23 protein-coding genes and 1 pseudogene are annotated in these 24031 nt (G+C 39.1%); 23 read left to right on the top strand and 1 reads right to left on the bottom strand.

The window, feature by feature from the left end; all coding sequences use genetic code 11:
* The first annotated feature begins 229 nt into the window (after positions 1-229).
* From GPDM_RS12435 to GPDM_RS12370, 14 genes and pseudogenes are all read left to right on the top strand, one after another.
* Entirely contained in the window at positions 230-823 is a 594-nt protein-coding gene (locus GPDM_RS12435) for a YpjP family protein (RefSeq protein WP_008431879.1), read from the top strand.
* A 119-nt stretch (positions 824-942) separates the two neighbouring features.
* Positions 943-1887, top strand: a complete 945-nt coding sequence (locus tag GPDM_RS12430; RefSeq protein ID WP_008431878.1) for a thymidylate synthase — start codon at positions 943-945, stop codon at positions 1885-1887.
* A 64-nt stretch (positions 1888-1951) separates the two neighbouring features.
* Complete coding sequence (locus GPDM_RS12425; protein WP_008431876.1) at positions 1952-2449, top strand: dihydrofolate reductase; 498 nt, start codon at positions 1952-1954, stop codon at positions 2447-2449.
* Positions 2436-3173, top strand: a complete 738-nt coding sequence (locus GPDM_RS12420) for a lysophospholipid acyltransferase family protein (protein ID WP_008431875.1) — start codon at positions 2436-2438, stop codon at positions 3171-3173. Before GPDM_RS12425 ends, GPDM_RS12420 begins: the two co-directional genes overlap by 14 nt.
* An 86-nt stretch (positions 3174-3259) precedes the next feature.
* A pseudogene (locus GPDM_RS12415) lies at positions 3260-4100 on the top strand (DegV family protein).
* A gap of 39 nt (positions 4101-4139) precedes the next feature.
* Positions 4140-4937 carry a GDSL-type esterase/lipase family protein gene (locus GPDM_RS12410; RefSeq protein ID WP_008431869.1) on the top strand — a complete coding sequence of 266 codons (798 nt, stop codon included), beginning with the start codon at positions 4140-4142 and terminating at the stop codon, positions 4935-4937.
* Between the two features lie 61 nt (positions 4938-4998).
* Positions 4999-5526, top strand: a complete 528-nt coding sequence (locus GPDM_RS12405) for a YpmS family protein (protein WP_237704161.1) — start codon at positions 4999-5001, stop codon at positions 5524-5526.
* Between the two features lie 16 nt (positions 5527-5542).
* Complete coding sequence (gene msrA / locus GPDM_RS12400; RefSeq protein WP_008431866.1) at positions 5543-6073, top strand: peptide-methionine (S)-S-oxide reductase MsrA; 531 nt, start codon at positions 5543-5545, stop codon at positions 6071-6073.
* Complete coding sequence (msrB, locus tag GPDM_RS12395; RefSeq protein ID WP_008431864.1) at positions 6070-6495, top strand: peptide-methionine (R)-S-oxide reductase MsrB; 426 nt, start codon at positions 6070-6072, stop codon at positions 6493-6495. Before msrA ends, msrB begins: the two co-directional genes overlap by 4 nt.
* A 59-nt stretch (positions 6496-6554) precedes the next feature.
* Positions 6555-6770, top strand: a complete 216-nt coding sequence (locus tag GPDM_RS12390; protein WP_008431862.1) for a YozE family protein — start codon at positions 6555-6557, stop codon at positions 6768-6770.
* A 70-nt stretch (positions 6771-6840) separates the two neighbouring features.
* The gene (gene deoD, locus GPDM_RS12385) at positions 6841-7545 is read left to right on the top strand and encodes a purine-nucleoside phosphorylase (RefSeq protein ID WP_008431860.1); all 705 of its coding nucleotides are present in this window, start codon (positions 6841-6843) and stop codon (positions 7543-7545) included.
* 139 nt (positions 7546-7684) lie between these two features.
* Complete coding sequence (locus tag GPDM_RS12380) at positions 7685-9208, top strand: lmo1851 family serine protease (protein WP_008431859.1); 1524 nt, start codon at positions 7685-7687, stop codon at positions 9206-9208.
* 57 nt (positions 9209-9265) lie between these two features.
* Positions 9266-10147, top strand: coding sequence for a CobW family GTP-binding protein (locus tag GPDM_RS12375; RefSeq protein WP_008431857.1), 882 nt, complete (start codon positions 9266-9268; stop codon positions 10145-10147).
* Complete coding sequence (locus GPDM_RS12370; RefSeq protein WP_008431856.1) at positions 10144-10383, top strand: hypothetical protein; 240 nt, start codon at positions 10144-10146, stop codon at positions 10381-10383. The genes GPDM_RS12375 and GPDM_RS12370 overlap by 4 nt, the downstream gene beginning before the upstream one ends.
* Positions 10384-10438: 55 nt before the next feature.
* Here the strand turns inward: GPDM_RS12370 and GPDM_RS12365 are convergent, their stop codons facing one another.
* Positions 10439-11797 carry an MATE family efflux transporter gene (locus GPDM_RS12365; protein ID WP_008431854.1) on the bottom strand — a complete coding sequence of 453 codons (1359 nt, stop codon included), beginning with the start codon at positions 11795-11797 and terminating at the stop codon, positions 10439-10441.
* Between the two features lie 211 nt (positions 11798-12008).
* Between GPDM_RS12365 and GPDM_RS12360 the strand changes: the two genes are divergently transcribed.
* From GPDM_RS12360 to GPDM_RS12320, 9 genes are all read left to right on the top strand, one after another.
* Positions 12009-13085 (top strand): undecaprenyldiphospho-muramoylpentapeptide beta-N-acetylglucosaminyltransferase, encoded by a 1077-nt coding sequence (locus GPDM_RS12360; RefSeq protein WP_008431853.1) that lies wholly within the window; start codon positions 12009-12011, stop codon positions 13083-13085.
* A 29-nt stretch (positions 13086-13114) separates the two neighbouring features.
* The gene (dapF, locus tag GPDM_RS12355) at positions 13115-14068 is read left to right on the top strand and encodes a diaminopimelate epimerase (RefSeq protein ID WP_008431851.1); all 954 of its coding nucleotides are present in this window, start codon (positions 13115-13117) and stop codon (positions 14066-14068) included.
* A gap of 18 nt (positions 14069-14086) precedes the next feature.
* The gene (locus GPDM_RS12350; RefSeq protein WP_008431849.1) at positions 14087-15733 is read left to right on the top strand and encodes a sensor domain-containing diguanylate cyclase; all 1647 of its coding nucleotides are present in this window, start codon (positions 14087-14089) and stop codon (positions 15731-15733) included.
* Positions 15734-15980: 247 nt separating this feature from the next.
* The gene (locus tag GPDM_RS12345) at positions 15981-18791 is read left to right on the top strand and encodes a 2-oxoglutarate dehydrogenase E1 component (protein ID WP_008431847.1); all 2811 of its coding nucleotides are present in this window, start codon (positions 15981-15983) and stop codon (positions 18789-18791) included.
* Positions 18792-18815: 24 nt separating this feature from the next.
* Positions 18816-20078: a 2-oxoglutarate dehydrogenase complex dihydrolipoyllysine-residue succinyltransferase gene (gene odhB / locus GPDM_RS12340; protein ID WP_008431845.1), complete on the top strand. Its 1263-nt coding sequence runs from the start codon at positions 18816-18818 to the stop codon at positions 20076-20078.
* 87 nt (positions 20079-20165) lie between these two features.
* Positions 20166-20762, top strand: coding sequence for a DedA family protein (locus GPDM_RS12335; RefSeq protein WP_008431844.1), 597 nt, complete (start codon positions 20166-20168; stop codon positions 20760-20762).
* A gap of 97 nt (positions 20763-20859) precedes the next feature.
* Positions 20860-21057, top strand: coding sequence for a DUF6501 family protein (locus GPDM_RS12330; RefSeq protein ID WP_008431842.1), 198 nt, complete (start codon positions 20860-20862; stop codon positions 21055-21057).
* 66 nt (positions 21058-21123) lie between these two features.
* Positions 21124-21981, top strand: a complete 858-nt coding sequence (locus GPDM_RS12325) for an AAA family ATPase (RefSeq protein ID WP_008431839.1) — start codon at positions 21124-21126, stop codon at positions 21979-21981.
* 9 nt (positions 21982-21990) lie between these two features.
* Positions 21991-23844 (top strand): vWA domain-containing protein, encoded by a 1854-nt coding sequence (locus GPDM_RS12320; protein WP_008431838.1) that lies wholly within the window; start codon positions 21991-21993, stop codon positions 23842-23844.
* The last annotated feature ends 187 nt before the right edge of the window (positions 23845-24031 follow it).

Here is a 24031-nt window from a genome sequence, read left to right as displayed (position 1 = left end):
ATTATTAGTCTGTAAACGAAAGTGAAGTCAAGTATCCGAGCATAAACAGGAGACCCAGTCCGATCAATAATGATGCATCCACGAAAATTCCTCCTTTTCAAAAAAAAACAAGGCGTTGTTAATGACTTTATTGTACAATGAATTTCAAGAAGATGAAACCTTTACCCATGAAAAACGTATAAATAAGCAGATATGTTACTAAAATGTTCAAAAAGAAAAGGTGATGTTCATGAAAAATTGGTGGCAAAAGTCGCTGATGATTGCAGTTGCCGTTTTGACATTGGGCGCAATCTCTCCGAATCATTTAATCTGGGAGTCGCTTTTAGACGAAAAGGACCAACCAAAATCACACGCAGCGGAAAGTGACAACAAACAATATATTTATGACTGGGTCGACCCGAGCGAATTTTATGATACGAGTGACTCGATACTCGATGTAGTTTATCAATCTGCTGAAGAGCAATCGTATTTGAAATTTGGTTCTCGAATTGGACCTGTCATTCATGATGAGTTTCAAACAATGATTTTGCCAAACATTCAACGAGCAATTGATGTTCATCTAGCAAGCCTTGACGATAGCAAGCTTAAAAAGTTAGCGATTTCCGAAAAACCGTCGGGGGATTACGCAGAAAAAATCTTCCATGTGTACGATACTGAAACAAACAAAGACGAAATTCGTTTTCATGTTCGAACAGAGAAAAAGCCGCAAATAGGCTATTCTTTTAACTTTCATTATCATGTAGCTAATGATAACTTTCAAAAACACATTGCTTTAGGAGATATCTACTGGTCTAAAAATACTCCGCCAAAATGGCTTTCTTAAACCGTTCACTTTGTGACGGTTTTTTGTTTTGATAATTTTATGAATAGGTATTGTTAGTTCAGATGTGTTCTCAGTCAATATTTTTGTTATGATTAAACTTAACAACGGAGGCGAATTACATGAAGCAATATTTAGACTTATGCGAACATATTTTACATAATGGTGCAAAAAAAGAAGATCGAACGGGTACAGGAACATTAAGTGTTTTTGGCCATCAAATGCGATTTGACTTAACGCAAGGATTTCCATTAATGACAACTAAAAAGACAGCGTTCCGCTTAATTGTATCGGAACTTTTATGGTTTATTAAAGGTGATACAAATGTCCGTGCGTTGTTGCAAGACAACAACCATATATGGGACGAGTGGGCATTTGCCCAGTGGGTAGAAAGTGATGAATATACAGGTCCAGATATGACAGATTTTGGCCGTCGTGCGCAGAAAGATCCTGAGTTTGCAGAGCTATACAAACAACAAATGCAAATTTTTCAGCAAAAAGTGATGGATAATCCGGTATTTGCTAGTAAATACGGAGATTTAGGACCTGTTTATGGAAAACAATGGCGTTCATGGGCAACAACTGAAGGTGGAACGATCGATCAATTAAAAAATGTTATCGAATCCATTAAAAAGAATCCAGATTCCCGCCGCCATCTTGTCACAGCTTGGAATCCAGAGTTTATAGACGACATGGCTTTGCCGCCTTGTCATATTATGTTCCAATTTTACGTAGCAGATGGAAAACTTTCATGCCAACTGTATCAACGAAGTGCAGATGTCTTTTTAGGGGTGCCGTTTAATATCGCTTCTTATGCATTGTTAACACATCTTATTGCGCGTGAATGCAAATTGGAAGTTGGCGATTTTGTCCACACTACAGGCGACACACACCTGTATTCAAATCATCTATCACAAGTGCAAGAACAACTAACAAGAGAGCCTAAACCACTACCGACATTACACATTAATGAAGAAGTAGAGTCCATTTTTGATTTAACACTTGCTGATATCACCATAGAAGGTTACGATCCACACCCGCGGATAAAAGCACCTGTTGCGGTTTAACGAGCAACAGGATTTCATTAACTAAAGTTTAACACCCGTAAAAAGCGGGGTAGGAGGAAGATGTATGATTTCATTGATGGTAGCTCATGATCCTAACCGGGTCATTGGAAAAAATAACGAATTGCCTTGGCATATCCCTGCAGATTTGGCTTATTTTAAAGAACATACAATTGGAAAAGGCATAGTGATGGGGCGTAATACGTACGAATCCATAGGGCGTCCACTGCCAAAACGCCGTAATATCGTTGTGACACGCAATGATCATTATGAGGCAGAAGGCGTTGATGTGGTTCATAATTTATCAGATGCCATCAAATTGGCAAGAGAAGCACATGAAGAAGTAATGATTATTGGCGGGGAACAAATTTTTGAGTCGGTATTGCCAGATGCAGATCGTCTTTACATCACATTAATTCATCAAGAATTTGACGGAGATACGTATTTTCCGGAATATGGTCGTGAGTGGAAACTAGTTTCAGAGTCTGAGCAGCAAATGTCAAACGAAGTCGCTTTTTCATATTTAGTATACGAAAGACGGAAAAAGAAAAATGACCATGCTTAGTTCTATTCGTACATTCTCATTTCTTTTTGGCTATTTGCCATTTAGCGCAATAAGTTTAAAAAAATTCATGAAACAAAAACAAGACCTGTCGCTTGAAGAGTACGATCAACTAATTCATACAGAACCGCAAAAGTGGGCCGCGGGCATTATGAAGCGGACGAAAAGTAATGTTACTATTCAAGGACTTGAGAAATTACCTGCAGGACCTGTGCTGTTCGTCAGTAATCATGAAGGAAACTTTGATATTCCAACATTGCTATCTACGATCCCAAAACCATTTGGTTTTATTTCAAAAAAAGAAGTAAAAAAATTCCCGATCATTCCGATGTATATGGAAGAGATGAATTGTGTGTTTCTGGATCGGACAGATCGCCGAAGTGCCTTGAAATCAATTACCGATACAGTTGAAAAATTAAAAGAAGGTCATTCTATTTTGATTTTTCCTGAAGGAACAAGAAGCAAAGGGGAAGGCCTTGGTGAATTTAAAGCAGGGTTTTTACGCATTGCAAAAGATGCAAATGTACCAATTTTGCCAATTGCTATTCACGGAACTGCTGATATCATGGAAAAAAATAACAATAAAGTAATGCCTGCAACCGTGAAAGTTCAACTACTAGATCCGATTTCTAGTGAATCAATAAAAGAGATGAATCCAAAACAGGCGATTGCCATGATTCACTCACAAATTGCTGATACGATTGCTACATTGTCTAGGCAAAAGTAGAATTTAATTTATAGGTATTTATTGCAATTTAACAGGTTCTTTAAAAATTCCGTTACTTAAATTTAGGTGAAGAAAGAAGTGATTTCATGTCAAAGATTCATATCGTCACGGATTCGACCGCTGATTTAAAGCCAGAGGTCATTGAAAAATATGATTTGCATGTAGTTCCATTAAGCATACAAGTTGGTGGGAAAACTTATTTGGACCGAGTAGATCTTGAACCGGAATCTTTTCTAGAGCTAATGAAAAAATTCGAAAGAAATGCCAAAAAGCTCTCAACCAGCACCAGGTGTTTTTAAAGAATTGTACGACAAGTTAGGTGAAAACGGTGATCAAATTTTGTCTATTCATATGACCGGCGGCATGAGCGGCACGGTTGAGTCTGCACGAACAGCAGCACAACTCTCTGATTCAGACGTCACGGTTATTGACTCTCGTTATATTTCGCACGCTTTAACATTCCAAGTTTTTGAAGCAGCTAAAATGGCCAAAGAAGGAAAGTCGATGGACGAAATAGTTGCACGAGTCGAACAAATTCGCCTCAACACGAAACTATTTGTTGTTGTAGATACACTCGATAACCTTGTAAAAGGCGGAAGAATTGGAAAGGGCCGTGCGTTATTGGGTTCTCTAATGAAAATCAAGCCCATCGCTTCTTTAGATAATGGAGAGTACACACCTGTTGCTAAAGTGAGAAGCCATAAACAAGTAGTGGATTATTTGATGAACGATTTTCTTGACCGGACTAAAGACAAGCAAGTTAAAGGTGTTGGCATTGCCCACGCTAATGGCCGTGCAATGGCCGATCCGTTACGTGAAAAAATTAAAGAAACCGGTTTTACTGACATCCAATTTGACTATACAACACCAGTAATTTCCACGCATACAGGTATTGGTGCAATAGGTTTTATGTATTATACCGATTAATAACACAGTACAGTCCCATTTAAAAAAGGAGAGACGAATTTGAAACGCATCCTGTTAATCGTCATTTTGTCCATGGGTATAGTAGCGGGGTGCAGTCCAACGTTTATCTTTGGCAACAAACAGGCGGAACCAAGAAAGGAACCAGCTATCGGTTCTTATACGGTACCGCCAAACTTTAAACCTCAAGCTGTAATCATCACAGCACTTGGAGATTCGCTATCTCAAGGAGTCGGTGATGAAGAAGATTTAGGTGGCTACACAGGCAGGTTAGCAGCCGAAATTCAAACGTGGCAAGGAATTGAAGGGGTTGCTGTTGAAAATACCGCTAAAAGAGGTCGGCGTAGTGATCAATTGCTAGCCATGTTTCAGCAGGGTAAACTGACAGGTCCTATTACCGAAGCAGATTACTTAACCATGACTATAGGTGGGAATGACGTTATGCGAATTGTGAAACGCGATTTGTTTTCGTTGAATATTGAAGCATTTGACGATGAATTGGTGTTATATGAAAACCGCTTTGACACAATTCTTTCTTCAATACGAGACATTAATCCAACTGTACCGATAGTCATGATGGGCATCTATAATCCGTTTTCACTGGTCACAGATGAAGTAGAAGAATTTGATCAAATTATCGACTCTTTTAATCAAGTTATGCAAAAAAGAATAGAAGAAGATCCACAGGCGTGTTTTGTGCCTGTCAGTGATTTATTTGTTGGCAATAAAAACTTGGTTTACCATTCGGATTTTTTTCATCCCAATAGTAAAGGTTATGATTTAATGACAAACCGGATTTTAAAACGGATGGAAGAATGTGGATTGAGTTATGAAGAATAGGGTGAGGATATGATGAGAAAATGGCGTTTAGCCTTTTTTTGCTCTGCTGGCGTTGAATGCATTGGCATTGGTAGGAGCGGTGCTTTATGTGACGACTCCGCCAAAAGACTATACATCGTATCAGGCCTTAGAAAACAGACCTGCTGCCGGAAATACAGTAGTCGTCAATACGACAAAAGCAGATTTTGAAGGAATTGCCAATACGTATATACAAAAAGCGATGAAAGATCAGCCGATTCCACTCGCTTTATCAGTTACGGACGATGTCAGTATTTCAACAGAATTAACGGTGTTTTCAGTGACATTACCTATTTTGATGAAATTTGAACCGCTTGTTCAAGAAGATGGCAATTTATTGCTAGAACAAAAGTCTGTAGAAGTCGGCATGCTGGATATTCCGCCTGAATCTGCGTTAAAGTTACTTAGAGATTCCGTTGACCTTCCAGATTTCATGGAAGTGATGCCTAAAGATGAAGAAGTGGTACTAAAGTTAACAGAAATACCTTTAGATGATGGAATTTCTGTTCGAGCGGCATCGTTTAATTTAAAAGACGACGATATCCGGTTATTGGTAACAATCGAACCATAGGGAACGGAGTGAGTAGATGAAGACAGAAAAAGCAACATTTGCAGGCGGTTGTTTTTGGTGCATGGTCAAACCTTTCGATTCATTAGATGGCATTGAAGAAGTAGTAAGTGGATATACAGGCGGGGAGTTAAAAAACCCGACTTATGAACAAGTTTGTTCAAATGCTACAGGACATGTTGAAGCGGTCCAAATCACATTTCAGCCCGACATTTTCCCATATGAAAAATTACTAGACGTCTTCTGGACTCAAATCGATCCAACAGATGCGGGAGGTCAATTTTTTGACCGGGGAGAATCGTATCAAACGGCTATTTTCGTTCATTCCGAAGAACAACGACTTGCTGCAGAAAAATCCAAACAAGAATTGGACAATTCGGGCAGATTTGAAAAAGCTGTAGTAACACCCATACTAGAAGCAAAACCATTTTATTTGGCAGAAACATACCATCAAGATTACTATAAGAAAAACCCTGCCCATTACAATCGTTATTCGGTTGGATCTGGACGAACCGCGTTTATAGAAAAGAATTGGGGTGGACAATTATGAAAGACGAATTAAAAGGAAAGTTAACACCGATGCAATATCATGTAACACAAGAAAGTGGAACAGAACCTCCATTCCAAGGAGAGTATGACCAACATTTCGAAGAAGGTATTTACGTAGACATCGTTTCTGGAAAACCGTTGTTTAGTTCGAAAGATAAATTTGATGCTCATTGTGGATGGCCAAGTTTTGCAAAACCGATCGAAGCGACTGAAGTGAAAGAAAGCTTTGATACAAGCCACGGTATGAGAAGAACGGAAGTTCGTTCGGCAACAGCCGACTCGCATTTAGGCCATTTATTCCCTGATGGACCATCTTCTTTAGGTGGACTTCGTTATTGCATCAATTCTGCAGCTCTTCGTTTTGTACCGAAAGAGCAGTTAGATGATGAAGGTTTATCCGAGTATAAAAAATTATTTGAATAAAGGGTGGCCCGGACAGTTTGTCCGGTTTTTTTTGCCCGAAATTTGAAAGGAGTTCGACCATGGAGCGTTCTTTTTATCAATTTGCATTGAAATACCGTGGCAAACTCGAGGCAGATGACTTTTCACGTTTTTCAGATTCGATGTTTTTGGACCATTCATTTCCGAAATCCGAAACTGATTTTGAACGACTTTCTAAATACATTGAAGAAAAAGCACATCCAGTCATGAGAGCAAGCGTTTTCGATGAAATGTGGAGAGATTATACAGACGAATAAAGCTGGTCGTTGCACTAGCTGTGAAAAAACAGTATGATTAAATCTACTATATAAAAGTGAGGTTTTTTAAATGAGTGTTCACATTAATGCAAAAAAAGGCGATATTGCCGAAACAATTTTACTACCAGGAGATCCGCTTCGCGCTAAATACATAGCGGAAACTTTTTTGGAAGATGTAACGTTGTACAACGAAGTCCGCAACATGTTTGGTTATACTGGAACATATAAAGGAAAACGTATTTCTGTTCAAGGAACAGGAATGGGCGTACCTTCAATTGCTATTTATGTAACAGAATTAATGCAAGAATATGATGTAAAAAAATTAATCCGTGTTGGTACATGTGGTTCAATCCATAAAGATGTAAAAGTGCGTGATGTTATTTTGGCACAAAGTTCATCAACTAACTCTAAAATGAATGAAGTTATTTTCAACGGCATTGATTATGCACCAACTGCAGATTTCGATTTGTTGTTAAAAGCTTACAACGCTGGTGTTGAAAAAGGGTTAAACTTGCGTGTAGGTAACGTCTTTACTGAAGATATTTTCTATAATGAATTTGCAGAACATGAAAAATGGGCTAAGTACGGCGTCCTTGCTCTTGAGATGGAATCTGCAGCCCTTTACACATTAGCTGCTAAATTCGGTTGCCAAGCATTGTCAATTTTAACGGTAAGCGATCACTTATTAACGGGTGAAGTGACTACAGCTGAAGAACGTCAAACAACGTTCAACGACATGATTGTTGTTGCATTAGACGCAGCAATCCAAGACTAGTAAAATTGTTGACACTATTTTCTAAAGATTATTCTTTAATCTTTAGCATTTTGTGTCGGCTTGAAAAAAGACTGTTTCGACAGTCTTTTTCTTTTCATGTTCTCAAATTTCAAGCGTGATTATGAAAGTGGTGAAATAGATGGATGACAAACGTCCGGAAGAACAGCAAGAACCTACTCCTCCGGTAGAAGAATCACCGTCGCACACTATTAAGATGAAAACATTCTCGTTTATAATGCTAGTGTTTCTTTTAATAATAGCAACGGCTGGATTAACTGTTTTCGCTTTAACATTTGGTGACGAAAAAGCTGTGGAAGTAAATTCTCCAGAGCGACGTGAATTCGAAAAACTATATACAGCATATGATCAAATACAGGATCAATATTACAAAGACGTTGATAGAAATGTATTAGTTAACGGTGCTATTAACGGCATGGTTGATTCATTGGACGATCCTTATTCAGATTACTTGGATGAAGAGGAAGCTTCGCAATTTCTAGAGGGAATTTCGTCTAGTTTCCAAGGAATTGGCGCAGAAGTGCAAGAACGAGGCGGCTTTATAACAGTAGTTTCGCCGATCAAAAATTCGCCAGCTGAAAAAGCAGGCATCTTGCCAAACGATCAAATCATCGCAGTAGACGGTGACAGCATTCAAGGTTACACGACAACCGAAGCTGTGATGCTGATTCGCGGGGAAAAAGGAACTGAAGTCACGCTGACTGTTAAACGTGGGGAGAACGCAGACCCTATTGATATCACAATCGTACGTGATGAAATTCCAATCGAAACTGTTTATGCAGAAATGATTGGAGACAATGTAGCGCATATTCAAGTGACTAGTTTCTCTGAAAATACGTATCAAGAATTGCTCGATGCTATTAAAGAGATGGAAGACGAAGGAATGGAAGCGCTCGTGATGGATGTGCGTGGAAATCCAGGCGGCTTGTTGAATGTAGCACTTGATATTTCCGACTTATTTATTGAAGAAGGAAAACCTTTGTTTGAAGTTCAAGCAAAAGGCGAAGAGCCTGAAATCTACACCTCTTCCTCTGGAACTAAAATTAAAGTACCCGTTACCTTATTAATTGATGGGGGAAGTGCCTCAGCTTCTGAGATTTTAGCTGGTGCGATGAACGAATCGGCTGATATTCAATTAGTTGGAGAAAAAACCTTTGGTAAAGGGACTGTCCAAACAGCCAATGATCTTCAAGATGGTTCTAACTTGAAGTTTACAACAGCTAAGTGGTTAACGCCGGATGGTAACTGGATTCATGAAAAAGGTATCGAACCAGATGTAGAAGTTGGGTATCCTGCTTATGCTTCTCTACCGGTTTTAGATACTTCCATCGAATTAAAAGATGGGACAATTTCTGAACAAGTCAAAACTGCAGAGCAAATGCTCGAAGCGCTTGGCTACGATGTTGGTGAAGTAGATGGCGTTTTTGAAGAGCAAATGACAGAGGCTGTAAAAGCTTTCCAAGAAGAAAAAGAATTGGAAGCAACAGGCGTCTTGACTGAAGACAGTACATTTGCGGTCATGGATGCATTGCGTGAAAAAATCAAAAATGATGATCCGCAATTGCAAGAAGCGAAAAAGATTTCAATGGAGGAAGCAGGTATTACAGCTTCTGAACCAGAAGAAGTAGAAGAAACTGAAGAGTGATCCTGAAGGTCCGCTTATGCGGGCCTTTTCTTAATTAATGATGGAAAGGATGAGTTGATGAAAGACGTATATTTGTTCAGTGGATTTTTAGGAAGCGGAAAAACGACGCTTTTAAAAACCATGATCAGTCAAATGAAAGAAAAAGGGTTAAAGCCGGCAGTATTCATGAATGAGCTTGGCAAAATGAATATGGATTCTGATTCAGTCGAAGACGGAGTACCACTAAAGGAAATTTTGGATGGGTGTATTTGTTGTACCGGCTCTGAAAAATCAGAAGCACAAATTCAAACGCTGTTAGCAGAAGAAGATTTTGATGTGCTGCTTATTGAAACAACCGGTGCTGCGCATCCTGTAGAAGCATTAGACGCTATTTTTTCTCCGTTATTTGCAGAGAAGTTAAACTTTAAAGGCATTGTAACCGTTGCGGATAGTAAAAGATGGATGGATCGAAATCACCTATCTCCGCAAATTCGTTCATTGTTTTTAGAACAAATCCGTCACGCGGACTTGATATTAGCCAACAAAATGGATTTACTGACCGATAGTGAACAAGGGACAGTAGTATATGAAATTCAATCGCTGAATCCGACGGCTCAAATTATTCAAACAGTTCATGCGAAAATACCGTTTTCAGCATTGGATAAAATATCGGCATCTACCGCAAAAGATGTTGTGAAAGCTCCCGTTTCGAAACTAAATTTAAATGCTAAAGTGTTGCAGTTTGATGCACCTGTTCAACGGGAAAAGTTTGAAGAGTGGCTACGCACATTACCCGATTCGGTTTATCGGATTAAAGGGTATGTGCCACTTGAAGGCGATAAATACCCGCATGCCTTTCAATTTGCCTATGGAATGGCCCAATGGTTACCGGAATATATGAAGATGCAAAACCAAATTGTAGTCATTGGTGAAGGGCTAGAAGGAGTCGAGCTTCCATGATCGAACTGTACCAAAAACTTTGGCCTCAACGAGCGGCAACAGCACAAATTCGTACACAAGAAGAGCTCGAAAAATATATGCTTATCGAGTTAAATGATGAGCTGACGCATCCACGAGTACGCAAGTCGAAACAACAAAAATTAGAATTGGCATTAATACGTATTTCAGAATCTGATTTATCTGATTCTGAAAAAACGAGTTTAGCAGCTTTGTACAAAAAATTAGCATCTCAATAAAAATAAAAAACAGGCATCGAAAATCATTTGATTTTCGATGCCTGTTTTTTTAGTATCATGTAGTCGTTTGCCCAGCAATTCTTTTTTGGATGCTTAATAAACGAATAGACAACGTAATGGCACCTGCAGTTAATCCAACGATTAACCCGATCCAATATCCAAATGAACCAAAATCGGTGTAATTAGCTAACAAGTATCCGCAAGGTAAGCCGATGACCCAATAAGAAATAACGGCCATAATAAACGTAATGTTAACATCTTTATAGCCACGAAGTGCACCTTGGACAGGCGCTTGAATAGCATCTGAAAGTTGGAACAAAGCAGCAAATACTAAAAATTGAACGGCCAATTCAATTACAACGGGATCAGATGTATACAAAGCGGCAATTTCCGCACGCATAAAGTAGAGAATACAAGCTGATACAAAACTAAACGTCACTGCAGTAAATACACTCAACCAACTATATTGTCTTGCATCCTGGAAGCGTTTAGCGCCAACTTCGTAACCAACAAGGATAGTAGCGCCCATCGATATGCTAAGTGGCAACATGTACAAGAGAGAAGTAAAATTTAAAGCGATTTGGTGAGCGGCAATGGTGTAAGTGCCATAGGCAGCCAACATGAAGGTTACTGCTGAGAATATGCTCGTTTCTACAAAAATCGAAATGCCGATAGGAACACCAATCCGACTAATTTCAATCCAACGGCTTAATGATAGTTTTGGCCATTGGCGGAAAATGCCGTAAACAGAAAATGGGTTTCGAGTGTGAATAATCCACACGGCAATCGCTAAAATTAGCCAATAAGTGATTGCAGAAGCAAGTCCCGCACCGACACCACCAAGTTCAGGGAATCCAAATTTCCCGAAAATCAATAAATAGTTGAAAAGAATATTGATTGGTGTTGATAAAAGAGAGATGACCATAGTAACGCGAGTTGCACCCAGTGCATCAATATAAGAACGTAATGTCGTATATGCAAATAAGGGGATTAACCCGATGCTCATTGCTTGTATATAGCGACTGGCAACGTCGGCAACAGCTGGTTCAAGATTCATAAGTGCAAGCAAAAGATCAATTCCAAAGTAGAAAAAAGCAAAAACAATAGTGGCAAGCAATAGAGACAAATAAATTCCTTGTTGGACAGCTTGTTTTACTTGTTCTTTTTTCTTAGCCCCCATCAATTGTGCTACAATTGGGGTAATGGACATGAGGATACCAGCTAGACCGATGTATACAGGAACCCAAAAAGAGGATCCAATCGATACTCCTGCTAAATCTTCTGTTCCGTATCGGGAAGTCATATAAATATCGAAAAATGTCACCATATACATGGCTACTTGTGTAACTAGAATTGGAAAAACAATCTTCACTAATAACAAAAGTTTTTCTTTTTTAGTGTGCGTTTCGTGCATATGTTCTTTCCTCCCACAATCTACGTATGATGATTTATTATCGCTAGTTTATCAATAATTTACTAAAATGATACGTAGAGTCACATGTTTTTCTTATGTAGTAAAATGAATTCAACTAAATTTAACACATAAATTTTAGTATAGCATAGTTAGTCTTTCACTTAATGAGAAACTAGCTTTACCAAATTATCAGATGAGAGTAGGACGAATGATGAACAACAAAACAATTTTATTGACCGGGGGCGGAACAGCGGGGCATGTCTCGCTAAATCAAGCATTAATTCCAGAGTTAAAGAATTTAGGTTTTCATGTAGAATATATCGGATCTAAAGAAGGCATTGAAAATGAACTTATTCGAGAGTCGTTTCCATCAGTTCCATATCACGCCATCTCGAGTGGTAAATTAAGGCGTTATTTCTCTACAAAAAACTTCTCGGATCCGTTTCGAGTGGGTGCAGGATTGGTGCAAGCATTAACTATCATACGCAAAACCAAGCCAGTAGCCATTTTTTCAAAAGGTGGATTTGTCTCGGTTCCTGTTGTGATGGCAGGGCGAATGATGTCGATTCCGGTAATTATTCATGAATCGGATGTTACTCCTGGACTAGCCAACAAACTTGCTTTGCCTTTTGCGGATCATATTTTCACGGTGTTTAAAGAAACATTAGCGCACGTACCGAGTGATAAGTCTACATGTACAGGATCGGTTATTCGCAACGAGCTTATGGAAGGCACAGCAGAAAAGGGACGTGAAATAAGTTCATTTACGAATGACTTGCCTGTTTTAATGGTTATGGGGGGTAGTCAAGGGTCTGCAATGATCAATTCAGCGATTCATAACAATTTAGAGCAGTTGCTTAAACAATTTAATATAATCCATTTATGCGGTAAAGGAAATCTTGTACCAGAACTAGATGCTCACAAAAACTATCGTCAGTTTGAGTACGTTACGCACGAATTACCTCATTTATTGCACATGACAGATTTTGTCGTGTCCCGTGCGGGTTCGAATTCTATATTTGAATTTTTGGCATTAAAAAAACCAATGTTACTTGTGCCGTTATCCATGCAAAAAAGTCGTGGGGATCAAATACTCAATGCTAACTTATTTGAAAAGCAAGGATTCGCAAAAGTCGTCGAAGAAGAAGAATTGTCTGCAGAACGCTTTATGAAAGAACTGTTGCAATTAAAGTCGGATAAAGATCAGTTAATCGAAGCAATGACTCAAGCTGAAGCACCAATTACGGCTGCTGAAATGGCTAAATTGGTAGCAACTTATACAAAGTGAATTTAATTAATTTATAAGAGGTGACCGGAATGGAAATGACATTGATAAAAGTCCATGGCTCTATGAATACGTTTTACATGTTTGAAGGAGAAGAGCGCGATGATTACGCAAGATTAGCAATTCAGCTCTCAGCTCTAGATAAAAAAATTGATGGTATATTGGTGATTTTGCCATCAGCGGTCGCACATGCGAAAATGCGTGTTTTTAACAATGATGGTTCTGAAGCTTCCATGTGCGGGAATGGTCTTCGTTGTGTTGCACGCTATGTTTGCGAACGTGACAACGTTCAAGAAGCAGTAATCGAAACAATGAAAGCATCTTTGCGTGTCAAAAAAGAAGAAACCTTAAACGAAGGAATTGAGACTTACGCTGTCGAAATTTCTCCGGTATCATTTTCTCTTAGCAGTTTGCCAATGACTTATTTAGATCATACAGAATGGATTCAAAAGCCATTGCCATTTATTTCAGAAGAAATTCCTTTTTCAGCAGTCTCTGTGCCAAACCCACATTTGATTGGAATTGTACCTGAAGAACTTCAAAAAGACACTAGCCACCAACAAAAGTGGGCACAGCAGTTTAATGGGGAGAACAAGTATTTCCCTGATGGAGTCAATGTTAGTTATGTGACGCCGGTTGAACGGGGGATATTTGTTCGGACATATGAACGAGGTGTCGGCTTTACAAATGCTTGTGGCACTGCCATGACCGCTTCGGCACTTATTAGTTGCATGGCAGGATTGGTGCCATTTGGTGAAGTATCCGTTTATAACCCGGGAGGACTCGTCAAATGTTCCGTTAGAAAAGAGGGCGAAACTATTCAACTTCAACTTACTGGAAACGCGACTTATCTTTCTACTTCGAAATTTGAATGGGCTGACGACTTGGTCAATAGCCGAATGATATCAACCACTGATTTAAAAGAACAACAACGTTATGAAAAATTTATTGAGGAAGTTACTCTTTTCTCAAGTCAATATGTGTAATGGAAAGCGGTGAATTAGATGTTAATGCCTTTTACAGTGGAGCAGCTCGATCTACTATATAAAAACGCTAAAGATCCGGTTTATTTCATGAGGCAAAATGGAGACACGTTTGACTATATGTATGTTAATTCCGTTTGCTTAACGCTTTTTGATAAACAGTTGGTCGGTACTAATTTAGATGAAAGTATGCCGCCTTCACTAGCAACAGAGATAAAAAAACAATATTTGATTGCGTTAAAGGTTGGAAAAAAACACACCTATCGGGACTATAGTTTGTTTAGCGATTTAGAAACTGCGATGGAAACAGAGCTTACACCTATGGAATATGGGAATGAGCGATTTGTTCTTGCAGTTACAAAAAATGTGACCGCGCAAAAGAAAATAGAAGAAGATTATTTGTTTTTTGAATCTTTGGTTCAAAACTCAGTAGATCCGATGATTATGATTTCAGCAGATTTTATGATTCTCGATTTAAATCCAGCTTATGAAAATACATTTGGAGTGTTTAAAGGGCAATGGATTGGCCGTTATTATCATGAATTACCCGATAAACAAAAGGAATTGTTTGGAGCGGGTAAAAACTTGCTGCAACAATTTTCAGCACAATCAAAAAGTACATCAATGATTATGAAACGCATGAAACAAGACGGGACTGAAGCTAAGTTTTCGGTTAGTTATTCGCCTGTGAAAGAAAATGGAATGATTCGAGCATTTCATATCGTCTTTCGGGAACTGACCAATGAATTGTTGTTAAAAAATGAGCTGAAAAAGACTGAAAATATTCTGGAAAGCTACAAAGAAGCGCTTAATTACGCAGCACTTGTCGCAATTTGGAATGTCTCTGGTACGATAGAGTTCGTAAATGATAATTTAAATGAATTAACCGGTTATAAACCGTCGGATATGATTGGCTTAAATATATCTGAAATAGGAGAAGCGGTTGTTACCCCGAAATTATACAAAGAAATTCGTGAAGTGACTTTGCAAGGTTCAATATGGCGGGGCCAGATTAAAAGCGTGAAGCGCAATGGCGAATTTTTCTGGGTAGACGTAACGATTATTCCGTTATTAGATGTAGATGGAGAAATTTATCAATTTTTATCGATTCTCTTCGATGTGACAGAACGAAAGCAATTAGAAGAAAAGCTTCATTTTATGGCTTATCATGATAGTTTGACCAATTTACCAAATCGACGTTTCATGATTCAACAATTTCAACAGATTAAAGAGCAAGCAGATGCCAAAAACGAATTTATCGTTTTATTGTACTTAGATGGCGATGACTTTAAATTGGTCAACGATCAGTTTGGACATGATGTGGGAGACGAGTTTATTTTTCATTTTGGCGATGCGATTAAACGAAGCATACGTAAAGAAGATTTAGTCGCAAGAGTAGGTGGCGATGAGTTTTTAGTAGCCTTACGTGGAGTAGTGCCGGAAAATAGTGAACAACATATTGAAAGTGTGATAACGCGCATTAATGAATCACTTGATGAAGGGTGGACAATTAATGACCATCACTTTACGCCTACATCTTCAGTAGGAATTGCCATCTATCCAGAACATGGACAAGATTTTGATGAATTAGTTAAAAAAGCAGATGCTGCACTTTATTTGGCCAAGGGAAAAGGTAAAGGAACTGCCTATTTATATTCAGTGCTGTGAAAAAAGCGCTTAAAAACGGCTAAATTAGCGCGATAAACTGTTTAAATGTACTTTATCGGTTGTTATGTGAATCTTTTCACGAAAATGCTTTGATTTTCGCCAGGGAAGTAGTAAGATTGATAGGGAATTTTAAACTTTTATTGCCTAAGCGCCTTCTGCTTTATGTCTAATCGGAAGCGTGATAAAATGGGCAAGACATATACAAATAAAGTGACTGCCGTCAAACAAATAGTTGGAGGTTTTTTTAATGTCTAGCAATTATCCAGATGCAAAATCCCCGTGGAGCTCCATTACTGGTCCGAACTTGGGATACGTAATGGAAATGTATGATCTGTATCAAGAATCACCAGAATTACTTGACCCAGAATACGTTGAACTTTTTAAGCAATACGGACCGCCTACTGAAGTTCCTAAAGAGCAACAAACTTCAGGTGCAACAACTGTAGAACCAAATAATTTCGAAAAAGTGTTGGCTGCTGTTCATTTAGCTGAAGCGATTCGTGCGCATGGTCATTTAGCATCAGATATCTATCCGCTAAACGATCAGCCAAAAGATACTTCACGCATGGAACCTTCAACTTACGGGTTAAGCGAACAAGATTTAAAAAGAGTACCTGCATCATTTGTTTTGAATAATGTACCGAATAATGTAACTAACGGCTTAGAAGCTATTAATTACTTGAAATCTCTTTACACAGACAAAATTGCTTTTGAATTTTCTCATGTTATTCAGCCACAAGAACGTAGCTGGTTACAAGAAAAAATCGAAGCAGGTATTGCCAAACCATCACTTGATGCTGAGAAGAAAAAACAAGTTTTAGATTTGTTGACGCGTGTAGAAGGTTTTGAGAAATTTGTACACCGTACATTTGTTGGACAAAAACGCTTTTCTATCGAGGGTGTTGACTCATTAGTTGTTTTAATGGATGAACTTGTTCGCATGTCCGAGTCAGCAGGAACGAAAGACATTATGATCGGGATGGCGCATCGCGGTCGTTTAAATGTGCTTACTCATATTTTAAACAAACCTTATGAAATGATGTTTGCTGGATTTGCCCACGTTGGCGACGAAGCATTTCTTCCAAAAGACGGTTCACTTCAAATCACTAAAGGGTGGTTTGGCGATGTGAAATACCATATGGGTGCAGCTTATAAGTCTGCAACTGGTACAAGCGTTAAGCTGGCGTATAACCCGTCACATTTGGAAATAGTTAGCCCAATCGTTGCAGGCCAAACTCGTGCTGCTCAAGAGCTTACAACTCAAACAGGTATTGCTGAAATAGATCCAAGAAAATCATATGCTATTTTAGTACATGGTGATGCAGCATTCCCGGGACAAGGGATTGTTACAGAAACTTTAAACTTTAGTCGTGTGAAAGCTTATCAAACAGGTGGATCTATCCACATTATCGCAAACAATTTGATCGGATTTACAACAGAACAATTTGATTCTCGTTCTACTCATTATTCTTCGGATCCAGCAAAAGGATTTGAAGTCCCAGTTGTTCATGTTAATGCTGATGAGCCAGAAGCAGTAGTTGCAGTTGCTCGTTTAGCTTTTGAATACCGCGAAAAATTCGGCAAAGATATCTTGATTGATTTAATCGGTTATCGCCGTTATGGACATAACGAAATGGATGAACCATTAGTTACAAATCCGACAATGTATCATGGCATTCATCAACATGATACGGTTCGCAAACTTTACGGCAAACAATTAGCAGCTGAAAATGTGTTATCTGATGACGATGTTCAAAAGCTTGATGCAGCTGTTCAAAAAGAAATGCAAGAAGCTTATGATCGCGTAAAAGAAAACAAATCAGAAGATTTCCCGAAACTTGAAATCCCTGAAGCTGTTTTAAATGGTTATCCTGAAGTTCCAACAGGAATTGATAAAGATGTTCTTACTAAAATGAACGAAGAGCTTTTGTCTTGGCCAAGTGATTTTTCTGCTTTCGGCAAATTAGCAAAAATCTTAAAGCGCCGTGAAGAACCTTTCAAAGGCAAAGGGAAAATTGATTGGGCACATGCTGAAACTCTTGCATTCGGTACGATTTTACAAGATGGCAATCCAATCCGTTTAACTGGTCAAGATGCACAACGCGGAACATTTGCACATCGTCATCTTGTGTTACATGATGAAAAGAACGGTAACGAACTTGTTCCGTTACATCACATTTCAGATGCTAAAGCATCATTTGTTGTTTACAACAGTCCACTTAGTGAAGCATCAGTTCTTGGCTTTGAATATGGATACAATGTAGAAAATGATAAAGCATTAGTTATTTGGGAAGCGCAGTATGGCGATTTTGCCAATATGGCTCAAATGATGTTTGACCAGTTTATCTCTGCTGGTCGTGCGAAATGGGGACAAAAATCAGGTTTAGTTATGCTTCTGCCTCACGGCTATGAAGGGCAAGGCCCAGAGCATTCGAGTGCACGTTTAGAAAGACATCTTCAAATGGCTGCTGAAAACAACTGGACAGTTGCCAACCTTTCTAGTGCAGCAAACTATTTCCACATTTTACGCCGTCAGGCAAAAATGCTTGGAGAAGAGTCGATTCGTCCTTTAATTATCGTTTCACCTAAATCATTATTGCGTCATCCATTAGTAGGTGCTTCAGTAGACGACTTAACAGAAGGTCATTTTAAAACTGTTATTGAACAGCCGAATATGGGCGAAAATGTGAAAAAAGTAAAACGTATTTTATTTGCAAGTGGTAAAATGGCTATTGATTTAGCAGAACGAGTTAAAGACGGTTCAGGTTACGATTGGGCACATATTGTTCGTGTTGAGCAATTATATCCATTCCCGGCTGAAAAGATTAAAGCGATCGTTGACCGTTATCCGAATGCTAAAGAATTAGCTTGGGTACAAGAAGAACCAATGAACATGGGATCATGGACATTTGCAGATCCGTACTTGCGTGAATTAGGAGACGGTAAAGAAGTAAAATACTTCGGACGTATCCAACGTCAAAGCCCTGCAGAAGGCGATGGCGAAGCGCATAAAGTAGAACAAACACGTATCATTGATGAAGCATTAGCGAAATTGTAAGGATAACCTAAGGAGGAATTTTTTGTGGCAGAGATCAAAGTACCAGAATTAGCAGAATCGATTACAGAAGGAACAATCGCTCAGTGGCTTAAACAGCCGGGCGAAACAGTTGAAAAAGGAGAATTCATCGTTGAACTGGAAACAGATAAAGTAAACGTTGAAGTTATTTCTGAAGAAGCTGGAGTTGTTCAAGAACATTTAGCACAAGAAGGCGATACGGTTGAAGTTGGACAAGTAATCGCTATTGTAGGCGAAGGTTCTGGCGAAACTGCTGCACCGAAAACAGAAGAAGCTCCACAAAAAACAGAAGAGCCAGCTAAAACAGAAGCTCCTGCTGCTCAAGAACCAGTAGCTGAAGACAAAGCAGCTGAAGAGCAATCTTCTTCTGACCGTACGATTGCTAGTCCTGCAGCGCGCAAATTAGCTCGTGAAAAAGGAATCGATCTTGCAGCGATTACTCCAGTAGACCCAATGGGACGTGTACGCGTTCAAGACGTTGAAGCTCACGGTTCTAAACCGGCAGCAAGCGCACCTGCTCCAAAAGCTGAAGCACCAAAAGCTGCTGCGCCTTCTTCTGATGAAGAAAATGGTCGCGTGGTTCGTGAAAAAATGACAAGACGTCGTCAAACAATTGCAAAACGTCTTCTTGAAGTAAAACAATCAACTGCTATGTTAACTACTTTTAACGAAATTGATATGACAAACGTTATGGCATTACGTAGCCGTAAAAAAGATCAATTCCTTAAAAATAACGATGTGAAACTTGGCTTTATGTCATTCTTCACTAAAGCAGTTACTGCTGCATTGAAAAAATACCCATACGTTAACGCTGAATTAGATGGTACTGACGTATTGCTAAAACAGTTTTATGACGTAGGTATTGCCGTTTCAACTGAAGAAGGACTTGTTGTGCCAATCGTTCGTGATACAGACAAAAAGAACTTTGCAGAAATTGAAGCGACTATCGGAGAGCTTGCTAAAAAAGCTCGCGATAAAAAACTTTCAATGGCAGATATGACAGGCGGTTCGTTTACAATCACGAACGGTGGCGTATTTGGTTCATTGATGTCTACACCAATTTTAAATGGTACACAGGTTGGTATTCTTGGTATGCACACAATCCAAAAACGTCCTGTTGCTATTGGTGACGAAGTTCAAATTCGCCCAATGATGTACGTTGCTTTATCATATGATCACCGTGTAATTGACGGAAGCGATTCTGTTGGTTTCTTGAAAATGGTTAAAGATATGATCGAAAACCCAGAAGATTTATTACTTGAATCTTAATATTTATTGAAATGGATAGTCCTGCGTTGCAGGACTATCTTTTTTTTGTCATGATATAGGAAAGAACACCTAAGGCGGTAGAAGTCCATGGATATTTCGTTTCTTCTAGAATTGGTGCAAAAATATGGGTATTTTAGTATGTTTGTATTTAATTGGTTGCTGTTATTTGGTTTGCCCATTCCAAATGAAGTGGCTGCAGCATTTTCAGGCGTTTTGACCGAAATTAGCGATTTTAATCCGTATTATGCTTTTTTATCAGCTTACGCGGGGTTGATCACAAGCAATACCTTTGCTTACTTTATCGGTCGTAGCTTAGGGCACCGGTTGTTAAGGCGTTTGAACAAAACGACTTTTAAACAAGTAATTAGCCGCTTTAGTACATTTTTGGAAAGGCATGGGGAGTGGGCTATTGCTTTTAGTTTTTTCTTGCCGGGAATTCGCTGGGCAATGCCGTACGTTTTAGGGGCCAATCGCTTTCCAATGATGCGTTATATGTTGTTTGCTTATACCGCAGGATTTGTTTGGATGTTCATCTATTTTAATATAGGTAGAACGTTTCCATATGCCTATGAAACCATCCTCAATCATATACAAGCATTTTTAGTTTCCGTGTCTATTTTTATCGTTTTTATTATAGTGTTACGGTATCTTTATACGTTGAAGTTTCCTAAGAGTGATGATTGATAATGTGGTTGAAGCGTTAGTAACAATAGAGACTGTTTGAATTTAGCTGGATTTTTCCTTATACTAAAAGATAGACAGATAGAAAAGGGTGATGATGATGCTTCACAATGAATGGCTGGACAAAGAAACGATCAAAACTGTGACATGCAAACATACAGATGCTGCTAAATTTTTAGTTTCAAATGTTCTAACCGTCGGTAAAGAATACGAAGTTAAAAATGAAACTGAAGAATTTATCTTTGTGGTCGATAACACAGGGAAAATCGGTGGCTTCTATAAAACTTATTTTGAATAAACTACAGCAATAAAGTTAAAAAGCCGATGGAAACATCGGCTTTTTCTATGGAAAGAGGGATGTTCTATGTCATTTATAAATGAAGATATATCAAAACGACAAAAACAGTCACATGAAAAATACGATAAACTGATCGGCAAAACAGGCTATATCGCTCCAGACGAGCATTTATGGGAAGATATTTTATCAGCGATTGTGTTACGGAAACCTGTGTTATTAAAAGGACCAACTGGTGCAGGTAAGACCAAACTGGCAGAAAGCATTTCAGCACTCTTTAAACAACCTATGCAAAGCATTAACTGTTCAGTTGACTTGGATGCAGAAGCGTTACTAGGTTTTAAAACATTGGTGCAACGCGATGGGCAAAGTGTTATTGAATTTGTTGAAGGTCCAGTTGTTACCGCAATGAAAAAAGGACATTTTTTATATATCGATGAAATTAATATGGCTAAAGCAGAAACCTTGCCTATACTGCACAGTGCATTAGATCATCGCCGCATGATGACCAATCCATTTACGGGTGAAGTAATAGAAGCTCATCCGGATTTTGGTGTAATTTCTGCGATAAACGAAGGGTATATTGGCACAGCACCTATGAATGAAGCCTTAAAAAATCGTTTTATCGCTTATCCGATTCCTTATTTAACCGGACAACAATTAGCTGAATTGTGGAATCGTGAATTTCCAGATGCAGAAAAAGAGTTGAAAACATTCATGCTGAACTTGGCAGAAGATTTGATGAAGCAAGTGGAAAATGGCTTGCTGTCGGAAGAAGCCGCTTCAATTCGGAGTTTACTAGATGCCACGGCTCTTGCTCAATACATGGATCCGATACGTGCTGTTCAGTATGCGATAGCAGAAAAACTAGATGATGAAAGTGAACGTGATTTGTTCATGGACTTGGCGAATACTTGGAAAAAGTAGGTGAAAATGATGACCTCAGTTAACCGCTTTATTCAGTTTAATAATGAAACCATTGATACGAAGTTGCTTCACCAAATGGAATTACTTGCTGCTGCTTTAGCAGATGCGCCGTATTTAAAAGTGACCACGCGTAAGTTAATCGAATTGCGGCCATCTGAATTGGCGATATCAATGAGTGTATTTTGGCGACACCGAACAAAACGAATAGAGCGCAACGGTTATTTGTCTGACATTTATTTATTGGCGGCGGGGTTTTGGCGGGAGTTCGATTTAACGGCATGGCGTGAATTTAAAAAAAGCAAAACGACCTTGCCAAGCCTTCGCGAACAATTATTATTATGTGCAGAAGAGTTTAGACTTTCTGAACAAATTAAAGCGGCTCGTCCTGGAACAGTTACCGCTTTTCAAACCCGTGAAGTAGTTTATACGGAATATCACGAAAATCAATCCGAGCAAAATCTAAAAAAAGGCTTTAAGAGCGATCTTTTCATCAACGCAGCGTATTTACGTTTACGTGGAGTCGAAATAGATGTAGGAGAACTGACGGGGGCATTGTCTTTAATTTGGACAGAGTTGTTTGACGCAAAATCTACGATGGATTCTGTAAGGATCGTAAATCGGATGATGGACCGTGCAGAGTTTGTACTCGAATCCGATGCGCTTCATACGTATTATACGTTTGGGGAAGCGCTTGAGAAAATCCCACCGTTTCATTACCATGAGGGCATTGAAGCAGAGGAAGCGGAAGAACCTGAAGAAATAGAAACCATCGAAGAATGGTTTGGAGCTTGGCATCGTGAGACGGAAATAAGCGATGCACCTGCGATGGAATTCGAGTTAGAAAGCGGAGATTCACAAATTGCAGATGGTGGTAGGGAGGAAGCCGGAGCAAGTGAAGTGGAACAAACGGCAAAAGGTGATTCGAGCGGTGAACATTTAGAAGATAGCGATAAAGACGATCGCCAAATGAAAAGCGAACCGAAAAAAGCGGAAGGGAAATTTGGTTCCGCAAATGATCAAGTGGTGTATCACGAGTCGAGATTAAAAGCTGTAGGCGATCACCGTTTGGATATTGAAAACTGGCGTAGGAAACAAGCGCCTCATGTTCGCGCTTTGTTGAAAGAATTGAAAAAGCGAATGACACAAAGACAAGAAGGCATTCGTACAAACTTGAATGCAGGAAGACTGTCGAAAAAACTGGTCCCGCTTGCGATTGAAGAGCGACCAAAACCGTTCTACCGGAAAACAGCACCATCTAAAGAACTTGACGCCGTTTTTTGTTTGTTGATTGATGGATCAGCATCAATGCTTGATAAATTAGAGGAAACAAAACAAGCGGTTCTGTTGTTCCATGATGTGTTGCGTGGATTGAATGTCCCTCATGAAATTGTGTTGTTTTACGAAGATGCGTACGAAGCAAGTGACGCCGAACAACCCAATTACTTTGAGTGGATGCATAAATTTGAAGATCGCAACAAAGACCACGCCGAGACCATAGCGTCACTCGATGCACACGAAGACAATCGCGACGGTTTTGCCATTCGTTGGATGAACAATCGATTAAAGCGACGTCCTGAAAAACATCGCTTTTTACTGGTTTTCTCAGATGGCGAACCATCTGCTTATAATTATGCAGAAAACGGCGTAGTGGACACTGCAAACGCCGTATCCGAAGCGAAAAAAATGGGAATAGAAGTACTTCACTTGTTTTTAAGCAGTGAATCAATTTCAGAAGATCAAGCTGCTTTTTACCGGATGATGTACGGCAATAAATCCGTCAGTGCCGATTCTCTTGAACAATTTGTCGAGCAAACACTGCGATTGTTAAAAAGAAGTTTGCATTTGGTCATTCAGGCGGGGTGAAGGAAGGTGCTCTCAGTTGAGAGTGCCTTTTTTTAGTGGTTATGGTGATTAGATTTCCAGTTAACTGGATATACTGTCCGGATTGCTGCAAATACTGTCCGATTTAACCGAAATACTGTCGGAATCGGATCCAATACTGTCCAAATCGACAGAAATACTGTCCAAACGGTAAAACAGTATAAAACCC

This window comes from Planococcus donghaensis MPA1U2, assembly GCF_000189395.1.
GTDB lineage: Bacteria > Bacillota > Bacilli > Bacillales_A > Planococcaceae > Planococcus > Planococcus donghaensis_B.
This window is presented reverse-complemented; position numbering and strand designations above follow the sequence as displayed.

What these genes read in the sequence shown, in the direction of transcription:
- GPDM_RS12435 (WP_008431879.1), top strand. Translation starts at nt 230, where the DNA reads ATGAAAAATTGGTGGCAAAAGTCGCTGATGATTGCAGTTGCCGTTTTG.
- GPDM_RS12430 (WP_008431878.1), top strand. Translation starts at nt 943, where the DNA reads ATGAAGCAATATTTAGACTTATGCGAACATATTTTACATAATGGTGCA.
- GPDM_RS12425 (WP_008431876.1), top strand. Translation starts at nt 1,952, where the DNA reads ATGATTTCATTGATGGTAGCTCATGATCCTAACCGGGTCATTGGAAAA.
- GPDM_RS12420 (WP_008431875.1), top strand. Translation starts at nt 2,436, where the DNA reads ATGACCATGCTTAGTTCTATTCGTACATTCTCATTTCTTTTTGGCTAT.
- msrA (WP_008431866.1), top strand. Translation starts at nt 5,543, where the DNA reads ATGAAGACAGAAAAAGCAACATTTGCAGGCGGTTGTTTTTGGTGCATG.
- msrB (WP_008431864.1), top strand. Translation starts at nt 6,070, where the DNA reads ATGAAAGACGAATTAAAAGGAAAGTTAACACCGATGCAATATCATGTA.
- GPDM_RS12390 (WP_008431862.1), top strand. Translation starts at nt 6,555, where the DNA reads ATGGAGCGTTCTTTTTATCAATTTGCATTGAAATACCGTGGCAAACTC.
- deoD (WP_008431860.1), top strand. Translation starts at nt 6,841, where the DNA reads ATGAGTGTTCACATTAATGCAAAAAAAGGCGATATTGCCGAAACAATT.
- GPDM_RS12380 (WP_008431859.1), top strand. Translation starts at nt 7,685, where the DNA reads ATGGATGACAAACGTCCGGAAGAACAGCAAGAACCTACTCCTCCGGTA.
- GPDM_RS12375 (WP_008431857.1), top strand. Translation starts at nt 9,266, where the DNA reads ATGAAAGACGTATATTTGTTCAGTGGATTTTTAGGAAGCGGAAAAACG.
- GPDM_RS12370 (WP_008431856.1), top strand. Translation starts at nt 10,144, where the DNA reads ATGATCGAACTGTACCAAAAACTTTGGCCTCAACGAGCGGCAACAGCA.
- GPDM_RS12365 (WP_008431854.1), bottom strand. Translation starts at nt 11,797, where the DNA reads ATGCACGAAACGCACACTAAAAAAGAAAAACTTTTGTTATTAGTGAAG.
- GPDM_RS12360 (WP_008431853.1), top strand. Translation starts at nt 12,009, where the DNA reads ATGAACAACAAAACAATTTTATTGACCGGGGGCGGAACAGCGGGGCAT.
- dapF (WP_008431851.1), top strand. Translation starts at nt 13,115, where the DNA reads ATGGAAATGACATTGATAAAAGTCCATGGCTCTATGAATACGTTTTAC.
- GPDM_RS12350 (WP_008431849.1), top strand. Translation starts at nt 14,087, where the DNA reads ATGTTAATGCCTTTTACAGTGGAGCAGCTCGATCTACTATATAAAAAC.
- GPDM_RS12345 (WP_008431847.1), top strand. Translation starts at nt 15,981, where the DNA reads ATGTCTAGCAATTATCCAGATGCAAAATCCCCGTGGAGCTCCATTACT.
- GPDM_RS12335 (WP_008431844.1), top strand. Translation starts at nt 20,166, where the DNA reads ATGGATATTTCGTTTCTTCTAGAATTGGTGCAAAAATATGGGTATTTT.
- GPDM_RS12330 (WP_008431842.1), top strand. Translation starts at nt 20,860, where the DNA reads ATGCTTCACAATGAATGGCTGGACAAAGAAACGATCAAAACTGTGACA.
- GPDM_RS12325 (WP_008431839.1), top strand. Translation starts at nt 21,124, where the DNA reads ATGTCATTTATAAATGAAGATATATCAAAACGACAAAAACAGTCACAT.
- GPDM_RS12320 (WP_008431838.1), top strand. Translation starts at nt 21,991, where the DNA reads ATGACCTCAGTTAACCGCTTTATTCAGTTTAATAATGAAACCATTGAT.